Source organism: Streptomyces ziwulingensis (assembly GCF_039542605.1).
Lineage (GTDB): Bacteria > Actinomycetota > Actinomycetes > Streptomycetales > Streptomycetaceae > Streptomyces > Streptomyces ziwulingensis.
Genome location: NZ_BAABIG010000077.1, coordinates 1 through 9,048, shown reverse-complemented (window position 1 = coordinate 9,048; position 9,048 = coordinate 1). Strand labels below are relative to the sequence as shown.

General features: G+C 68.7%; 5 protein-coding genes. All 5 read left to right on the top strand.

All coding sequences use genetic code 11. The features are described 5' to 3' along the window. The first annotated feature begins 569 nt into the window (after positions 1-569). The 5 genes from ABEB00_RS30050 to ABEB00_RS30030 all read left to right on the top strand — a co-directional run bounded on the left by ABEB00_RS30050 (position 570) and on the right by ABEB00_RS30030 (position 8,970). The gene (locus ABEB00_RS30050) at positions 570-2,948 is read left to right on the top strand and encodes a DEAD/DEAH box helicase (RefSeq protein WP_345623715.1); all 2,379 of its coding nucleotides are present in this window, start codon (positions 570-572) and stop codon (positions 2,946-2,948) included. Between the two features lie 55 nt (positions 2,949-3,003). Then, positions 3,004-5,112, top strand: coding sequence for a telomere-associated protein Tap (gene tap / locus ABEB00_RS30045; protein ID WP_345623714.1), 2,109 nt, complete (start codon positions 3,004-3,006; stop codon positions 5,110-5,112). A gap of 3 nt (positions 5,113-5,115) precedes the next feature. Then, positions 5,116-5,676: a telomere-protecting terminal protein Tpg gene (gene tpg / locus ABEB00_RS30040; RefSeq protein ID WP_345623713.1), complete on the top strand. Its 561-nt coding sequence runs from the start codon at positions 5,116-5,118 to the stop codon at positions 5,674-5,676. Between the two features lie 106 nt (positions 5,677-5,782). Further along, positions 5,783-7,783: a Helicase associated domain protein gene (locus tag ABEB00_RS30035; RefSeq protein ID WP_425586592.1), complete on the top strand. Its 2,001-nt coding sequence runs from the start codon at positions 5,783-5,785 to the stop codon at positions 7,781-7,783. Positions 7,784-7,929: 146 nt separating this feature from the next. After that, positions 7,930-8,970, top strand: a complete 1,041-nt coding sequence (locus ABEB00_RS30030; protein WP_345623716.1) for a helicase associated domain-containing protein — start codon at positions 7,930-7,932, stop codon at positions 8,968-8,970. Positions 8,971-9,048: the final 78 nt, after the last annotated feature.

The window sequence follows — 9,048 nt, the reverse complement described above, 5'->3', positions numbered from 1 at the left end:
CCCGCGGAGCGGGTTATGCCCCGGCAAGCCGGGGCATAAAGTGCGAATTGCGCAAGCGCAATTCGGATTCCGGCGCAAGCGCCGGAATAGAATTCCGCAAGCGGAATTCAAAAGGCAGGGCAATTCGCGCAAGCGCGAATTGTGGGCACCCGCGCAAGCGCGGTTGCCTGGGCTGGCGGCAAGGGGAGGTGCATCACGCGCGGACCTGTGTAGGGCTTGGGGTTACTACGCACCACCCCCGCAACGAGAGTGACGGACCATGTGCCTGACAGGGTGCCGGCCCCACCGCAGTGACGGGCTCCGCTGCGCTCCACCCGAACCTCTCCTCATACTAGAAATCAGCCGCTCACGTTGACCAATCCCCCGTCAGCATACCCCATGAACCGTGTCAGCAGGGCGAGATTTGGCCTAGTATCAGCCTAGAGGGGGAAGCTGTCGCATGGGTAATGCATCACTGATGCTGACTGTGTAGAGTCTGGGACCAGACACCACCACCCTGGCCCGCCACTCACCGCGCCGGACTCTCATTCCTGTTATACGCCGCATTCCGCGAAAAGGAGAACACGGGAATGGCCGTGAAACTGCGTGAAAACCAGATTGAGGCTGTAGCCGCCATCGTGCGCGGCCTTGATATCCCGCCGGGCGGCATTCCCTGGAATGGTCTGCGCGGACAGGTGCACGCCGCGTGTGGGACGGGAAAGACCATCATCGCGGCGGCCTCCGCAAAGCGGATTGTACCCAAGGGCCGCGTTCTCGTTGTGGTGCCGACCCTGGATCTCCTGGCGCAGACGGTGAAGGCGTGGAGCGGGGTCGGGCACAAGGGGCCGGCGGTCATGGTGTGTTCGCCGCTGGACGATCCGGAGCTGTGGCACCTGGGGGTGCGGTCCACCACCAACCCGGTGCAGCTGGCGCTGTGGCACTCGGCAGGGCCGGTGATCATCTACGCCACCTACGCGTCGCTAGGCGTGCTGGTGGAGGCGTTCGAGGGTGCCTACGGTCAGAAGCTCGCCCCGGTGGACCTGGCGGTGGTGGATGAGGCGCACCGGACCAGTGGGTCGATGGGTAAGGCGTGGGCGGACATCCACGACCAGACGAAGATCCCGGCGCACCGCCGGCTGTATCTGACGGCGACGCCGCGGATCTGGGAGGAGCGGCTGAACCGCGAGGTCGCCGAGGGGGTGCGTGACCCGCTGCCGCGGGAGATGGCGGCCTCCATGGATGACGAGAAGGTCTTCGGGCCGGTCCTGTACAAGCTGTCGCTGGCGTCGGCGGTGTCGCGGAAGCTGTTGGCGCGGTACCAGATCATCGTCCTGGAGCTTCAGGACCCGGTCGTGACGCCCGAGCGGCTGATGGGCGAGGAGCGGCGCACCGAGGAGGTGCGCGGGCAGCGCCTCGGTGCGCTCCAGGCCGCGCTGCTGCACACGATGGAGCAGCACAACCTCCAGACCTGCATCACCTTCCATCACCGGACCATAGAGGCACAGGCGTACGCGGAGGGCCTGGAGCGTGTGGCCAAGCGGCTGCACGCCGACCAGCCGGAGAAGTACCCGGCGGAGATCTGGGCGGACTGGCTGTGCGGCGAGCACGTCCCGGAGCGTCGGCGGGAGGTGCTGGGCAGGTTCGGTACCACCGCCCGGCGGGCCGTGCTTTCCAACTGCCGCGTCCTGGGCGAGGGCGTGGACATCCGGGCCGTGGACTCCGTGGCACTGTTGGACCCCAAGGGCGCGCCGCACGACATCGTGCAGGCGATCGGCCGCGCACTGCGTCAGAAGCCCGGAGAGGGAAAGCTCGCCTCTTTGATTGTGCCGGTATTTCTCCAGCCCGATGAATCGCCGGAGGATATGTTCACCTCGGGTTCATACCGACCTTTGGTGAAGGTATTGGAAGGTCTGCGGGCTCACGACGAAGAGGCAGTGGAGTTGCTGGCGATCCCGCAGGAACCTCAGAAGGACGTCGTGCAGCCCTCCGAATCCATTGGTGTCGCGCCCGGTGATGGTGAGGAAGAAACCAGATTACTGCTTCGTTTTGCCGCTCCGCGTGATCCGGTGATGGTCGCGAACTGGGTGTCCTTCAATGTGATCGACACGGAGCGGCAGGACTGGGCGCGCGGCTGGGCGAAGCTCAAGGAGTTCACGGAGCGTGAGGGTCATGCCCGAGTGCCGTACGGGCACAAGGAGGGCGCATTTCCGCTGGGGACGTGGGTGGCGGAGCAGCGGCGGGCGTTCGGGGCCGGGCAGATGACCGGGCAGCGCGCCCGGCGGCTGGAGAAGCTCGACATGGTGTGGTCCTTGGCCGATGAGCGGTTCCAGGAGAACCTGGAGGCCGCGAAAGCGTACTACGACCAGTACTGGACCCTCTGTGCTCCGAGGTCCGCAGTGGCTTTGTCCAGGCCGGTGGGACAGTGGTTGAGCAATTTGCGGCGTCCCGGCGCGTTGGACGGTCACCCGGAGTGGGAGGCCGCGCTTCTGGCCGTGGACGAGGACTGGAACCCGTCGTGGTCGGCGGAGTGGCAGCGGCACTACGCCGCCCTTCGCGAGCTGGTGTCCGACGAAGAGGGCCAGGCGGAAGTCCTGCCCGGATTCACGGTCCACGGTATGGACATCGGGAAGTGGCTGGCCCGGCAGCGGACGCCGAAGGTCTGGCAGGCCCTGACCGACGGACAGCGCGAGCGCCTGGAGCAGCTCGGCATCACACCGCTCGCCCCGGAAGCGGAGAGGCCCACAAGGGCTTCCACGACGTTCGAGCGGGGCGCGGCGGCCCTCGCGCAGTACAGAGCCCGCACAGGCTCTGTGAAGGTCCCCAGGGCCCACGTAGAGCTGCTGGAGGACGGGGTCGAAGTCCGGCTTGGAGTGTGGGTCATGAACCAGAAGAGCCGCCGCGCGAAGCTCACCACTGACAAACTCGCCGCGCTCGCCGCGCTAGGGCTGGAATGGGCCCTGGAAGGTTAAAGTCTGGGATAAGTTTGTGGTTAAGCAAGCTGGCCTGGAGTGAGGGTGAGGGGTCATGGCATCTGAGGAAGAGCTGTTCGCGTCCGTCGACGCTCTGTTGAATGAGGAGCCACACCTGCCGCCTCCGGCGGAGCGCGCCCGGCTGCGTGAGGCGGCCGGCATCACCCAGGCCCGCCTCGCCACTGCGTTGAAGACCACGACCCAGTCGGTGAAGAACTGGGAGAACGGCCGCAGCGAGCCGAAGTCGCCGCGCCTGGATGCCTACCAGCGGCTGCTGAAGGGGTGGGCTGCGAAGTACCCCGCCCCCGGCGCGGCTCCGGCAGCCTCGGTTGCCGCGACGGCGCCCGCAGCGTCTACCGAACTGGCCGCGTCCAGGGTGGAGACGGCGGATGCTCCGCAGGCTTCCGCCGTTCCGGCTGCGGCGCCGGCGCGCCCCGCTATCCGGCCCGCTGCGTCATCGCGGCGTCCGGCCACGAAGAAGGCGGCGAAGCCCGCGACCGACCCGCGGTTCCCGCACGGCCCGCTCGCGGTCCTGGACGGTGACGGCTGCGCGTACGGCGTCAGCGGCCTGGTGCTGGACTGCCCGGCGACCACGATCGTGGAGCTGGTGGAGTGGACGCTGCGCGAGTCCGGCCTCGGTGCGCCGAAGCTGAACCGCTACGGCAAGGACTCCGACCCGCTGATCGTCCTCACGGCGGCGGCCACCGTGAAGCTCGGGCTGCCCGAGCGCCTGGAGGGCCACGAGCAGCGCCGCTCCCTGCGCCTGCCGGAGGACCACCCCGTCGTCAAGCAGGTCGCGAAGGCCAAGTGGCAGCTCACCCAGCGCGGTTTCGGCCCATGGGCGCGGATCTACCGCAAGGCGCAGGGCCGCGAGCGGCAGTGCGTGCAGCTGGCGATCCTGTCGTGGGACGCCCTTGATGAGCGGTCCTGGCCCGGCGTGGCGGAGATGGAACCGGCCGACATCGCCCGCGTCCTCGGCGTGTACGCCCAGCGGGTCATCACCCCGCGCGGGTCGACGGCCGTCTCGGGCCTGGAGCTGATGACGGCGCTGCGCCCGCCGACGAAGCCGGAGCGTGATCCGGAGACCGGGAACTGGATCTCCGGCCACAACCCCGGCAGCTTGGGGACGGAGCCGATGGACCCGGCGCCGCCGGAGGCCACCCCGGAACACCCCGTCGTCGTGCAGTCCGGCTGGACGGGCGGGTTCCTGAACGAGGAGGCGTACCAGTGGGTGCGGCCGGTGGACTCGCTCTCCGATGAGGAGTGCCTGATGCCCTTCGCGGTCGGCCTGGACCTCAACACCGCCTTCCTCGCCGCCGCGGCCCGCCTGGTCGTCGGTCTCAGCGCCCCGGACCACTTCGTCGGGCCGAAGTTCAACCCGAAGATCCCCGGCTCGTGGCTGGTCGACCTGTCCCACATCGAGCTGGACCCGCGCCTTCCCTCGCCGTTCACGCCGGACGGCTCCCGCCCGACGGGACCTGCCTGGTACCAGACGCACACCGTCGCCTACGCCCAGGAGCTCGGCTACGACGTGCACCCGATCGAGGCGTATCTGCGCCGGGAGACCGGCGCGTACCTGGACCCGTGGCACGACCGCCTCAAAACCGCGTACGTCGACACCCTCGCTGACCTCGGCGTCACCAATGACCTGGACGACCGCCAGTTCCTTGCCGCGATGGAGCGGCACAAGCAGGTCGACCCGGCCTTGGCCGCCGTCCTGTCCGCGATCAAGGCCACGGTGAAGGGCGGCGTCGGCAAGCTCCGCGAGCGCCCCCAGGGCAAGCACTATAAGGAGGGCGAGCGTTGGCCGGCCCTGGAGCGGCCGACCTGGCGCCCCGACATCCGGGCCGCCGTCATCAGCAAGGCCCGGGTCAACATGCACCGCAAGCTCAACAACATGGTGAAGATGACCGGGCTCTACCCGCTCGCCGTGCTCTCCGACTGCGTCGTCTACCCCTCGCCGGGCGCCTCGCCGCTGGACTTCCTGCCGTATGCCGCCTCGGGCAAGCCGCAGCCCGGAGGGTTCCGCCTCGGGCCCACGCCCGGCCTGGCCAAGGTGGAAGGCGTCCAGGAGATGCTCTGGGCGATCGACCTCACGGAGAAGGGCCTCAACCCGGCCCGCCACATCAAGGGCGGCGACGCCGTCTTGGACGAAGGAGAGTAAGCCGTGGCCGGTGAGATCGACGACGCCATCGAACGCGCCGACCGGGAAGCCTTCACCCGCCAGCCGCCCAAGACGCTCCAGGCACGCATCAACTTCCTGATCAAGCAGCTCAAGACGACCAAAGCCGTTGCCCAGGAGATCGAGGTCAGCCAACGATCCGTGGAGCGCTACCGCAAGGGCGAACGCAAGCACCCGCCCCAGGCCACCGCCGAACGGATCGACGCCGCCGTACGGCAGCGGTGGCAGCCACAGGTCCGCAAACGCCGGCAGCGGCAAGCTGCCGCCACGACCGGGATCACAGTGGAGACCAGGGCCCGCTTCGGATACACCGCACCAGTCGGCACCACCGACGACGGACGCTTCCGACGCCTCACCGTCCACCTCCCACCCACCTACGCACAACGCCTCTTCGACGCCCGCCAGGCTGGAGCCAGCGACCAGGAGATGCGCGCGATCATCGCCGAGGGATTCAAGGAGATCTACTTCCAAGACGGCGGAAGCCGCGCCATGGGCCTCTCCGACGTCACCCTCAACGACATCGACTACCTCGACCTCGACTACTGACCTGGCGCTGGCCGCAGGCCCAGCACCTGCTTGTTGAGCCGAAGCACGCAGTTGTCACAAGCGACGGGATGGGAGGAAGCTGTTGCTGGCCTCGGGCGCCTTTCGGGTGGCTCCCCTGCAGGGTGAGATGACGCTGTCGTTCCTGGGGCGGATCGCGGACAGGTACGGCCTGACGGTGCGGAGTCTGCTGTCATCGGTTACCGAAGTAGCCGGCCAGCAGGGCGTCGGCGGAGCTCTCCAGGACGACAGTGAGGTGTTCTTGAACGCCGCAGCCCGGGACCGGGTCGCGGCGTTGTGTCGTGTGCCGCAGGGAGGCTTGCGCCGCGCGTTGCCGGCCTGGACGCGGGAGGAGCCGCTGGGCCCCTCGAAGGAAAGGCCGGCGGCCCGGCTCCACAACGGGGTCGAGACGGTTGCCGCCTGGGGCCCGGCATGCCCGAGCTGTGTGGCCGCGCGGACCGGCCGCATTGCACCAGCCCGGGCGTACCTGGCGGCGCACCAGCGAGTCTGCCCACGCCATCAGTACTGGCTGATGAGCGTGCCTGGCAGCGGGGGACGTGTCGTCGGGTTGGCCGGATGCCCGGAGGTGGCCCAGGCGCAGGAGGATCACCGCAGGCTGCTGCGCCGCTCCCCCGTCGCTGGTTCGGCGTTCGAGGTTGCTGAGGCGGTCACCGCCTGGTGGTGGGCGCAGAAGTGGCCCGAGGAGCGTCTGTGGCCGGTGCGGCTGGATGCGGTCATGCCCGCGGGTGAGGATCCTCAGCGGTGGCGGATTCTGGCGCGGGATCTGGTCACCTACCCAGAGACCGTCGCCCTCGCCACGCTTCTGGCCAGCCGGGCCTGGCGGCTCCGTGTGGCTGCTGACGGAGGTGGTCACCTCCCTTACCGGTTGGCTGATGTGCCGTGCGTGCCCAGCGAGCTGGGCCATCGCTTGCGGCGGCCGTGGCTCACCGAGCGTCTGGCCGCCTGCACCCACGGACCGCTGTTTGCCTGGACGTACCAGTGCATCCGCACCAACGGCGGCAGTGGAGACGACGAACAGCGGCTGTGGCAGGTGCCCTTGGCGCTCCGGCCCCGGCCTCTCACCGACGTTCTTGCGGGCTACCATCGTCGGCAGACTGCGGGCACAGAAGGTCTGCCGGCTCAGAAACGGCTGCGGGGCCACAGCGTGCACGCCGACGGGGCCTTCGCCGCCGGCCTGGCCCACGCGCGCACCTACGCCGCCCAGCACGGCCACCTCGCCACCCAACGCGACACCCGAGTCGGTTCCTTCGCCCTGGGGAAATGGGTGCACAACCAGCAGGCCCACGCCCTGGCCCTGCCCGAAGAAAAGGCCGCCGCCCTGAAGGAGGTGGATCCGTGGTGGAACATCCCCTGGTCGGTGAAGTGGCAGCGCTCCTACTACCGCGCCCGCGACCACGTCCAGCGCCACGGCCCCCTCAACGCCGCCGACGGCTTTGCCGACACCCACGTGCTGACCGGGGAGTGGCTGTACCTGCAGTGCACCGACTACAGCTCACTCCACCCCGAACAGCGCCGTCTGCTGGCCGACATCGGCCTCACGGCCCAGGCCGCCGACAGCGCACGCCCGCGCCGAACGAGCCGGACAGCGGGCATCGATAAGGCTGTTGCCTGCGCGCGCGCCTTCGTCGCCGAACACGGATGCCTGGCCCTGGCCACCAAAAGCATCTCTTACCAGGGGTTTTTGCTCGGGAAGTGGCTGACTGCCCAGCGTTGCCTCACCCGCCGCCAGGACGAACCAGCGCACCTTCAGGTGCTCGACGCGATCGACGTGTGGTGGAACCCGCCGTGGCCCTTGACGTGGCAGCGCACCTGGCACCGGATCCGCGCTCATGCCCGAGACCGGCACCAGGGGGCTGCAGAAAGGGGCTGGCCGGAGAGCAGTGACGGCTGGGCCACGTGGCTGTCCGCACAGTGCACCGGCTACAAGCAGTTGCATCCGCTTCAGCAGCAGCTGCTGGCGGAGATCGGCATCACCGCCGAGACCGCCGCCCGCCCCCACGAGATCATCGCCCAGCTCTGCGGTACGGCCCCGGGCTGGCCCACGCGAGCACGTACGCCGCCGCACACGGCCACCTCGCCACCCCTCTGAAAGCTTGTCCTGCGGGGTTTCCGCTGGGCCGGTGGCTGAGCGAACAACGCCACCAGGCGCGGGAGCACCATCGCAGGACAGGCGGGACATGGCCGGTCAGCACGCTCCTCACAGCGCTCGACCCATGGTGGAATCCGACCTGGCCCTTGGAGTGGCAGCGCAATTGGAGCCGCGTATGGCAGCGGTCACAGGCCCGGTACGCCGCCGACGGCGGTGGGACCGGCATTGCCGGCCTTGAGAAGGAGCTGGCCGACTGGCTGAAGCGTCAGTGCGCCGAATACGGCACACTCCACCCCGAACAGCACCGCCTCCTGACCAAGATCGGCATCACTGCCGAAACAGCCCGAGCCACCCAACCACCGGTTGACCGCACCGAGCCCGGTCTCCTGGACACTGCGCTCGCACAAGCTCGCGCCTACGCCGCCGAATACGGCCATATCGCCTCGCCCGCCAGCACCGTCCTCGACGGGTTCCCGCTGGGGAAGTGGCTGGCCTGGCAACGACGACGCGCCCGTCAGGACCGCCTCTCCCCCACCCGGGCCGAAGCCCTGACCATGATCGACCCGTGGTGGAACCCACCCTGGCCCCTGCCATGGCAACAGACCTACCACCGCCTCCGCGCGACAGCTACGGGCGCCGAGGGCGTAGCGACCACGAACCTCCCCCGAGGCCTGTGCCGCTGGATCCTTGTCCAGCAGGAGTCCTGGGAACATCTCCACCCCGGCCAGCAGGACCTCCTGACCGACCTCGGCATCACACCCCACGCTGCCGTAGACACACGACCCGCCCCGACCACACGCTCCTACCCCGCCAGCCCCGGACTCCACCACGCACGCGCCTACGCCGTCCGGCACGGCCACCTCACCCCGGACAAGCACACCCGACAAGACGGCTTCCCCCTCGGCCAATGGCTGTGCCAGCAACGCCGCAAAGCCCGCGCCGGCACCCTCTCCACCACCACCGCAACCGCCCTCACCAGCCTGGACCCGTGGTGGAACCCGCCCTGGCCCTACACCTGGCACCGCACCTGGCAGCAATACCGCACCACGATCAGCAGGAACCAACCCCTCCCCGGCACACTCCAACGGTGGGCCAAAGCCCAACGCAGCCAATGGAGCACCCTCCACCCCGGCCAACAACAACTGAACCGTTCCGGGTTCGGTAGAGACTTCAGGTTGTTGTTGTGACCTGGAATTTGGTGGTTGCGCGGTAGTAGTTGGTCTCGCATTCGGCGGGTGGGATGTGTCCTATTTCACCGTGGAGCC

Coding starts and splice junctions, on each gene's coding strand:
- ABEB00_RS30050 (WP_345623715.1), top strand. CDS start 570: ATGGCCGTGAAACTGCGTGAAAACCAGATTGAGGCTGTAGCCGCCATC.
- tap (WP_345623714.1), top strand. CDS start 3,004: ATGGCATCTGAGGAAGAGCTGTTCGCGTCCGTCGACGCTCTGTTGAAT.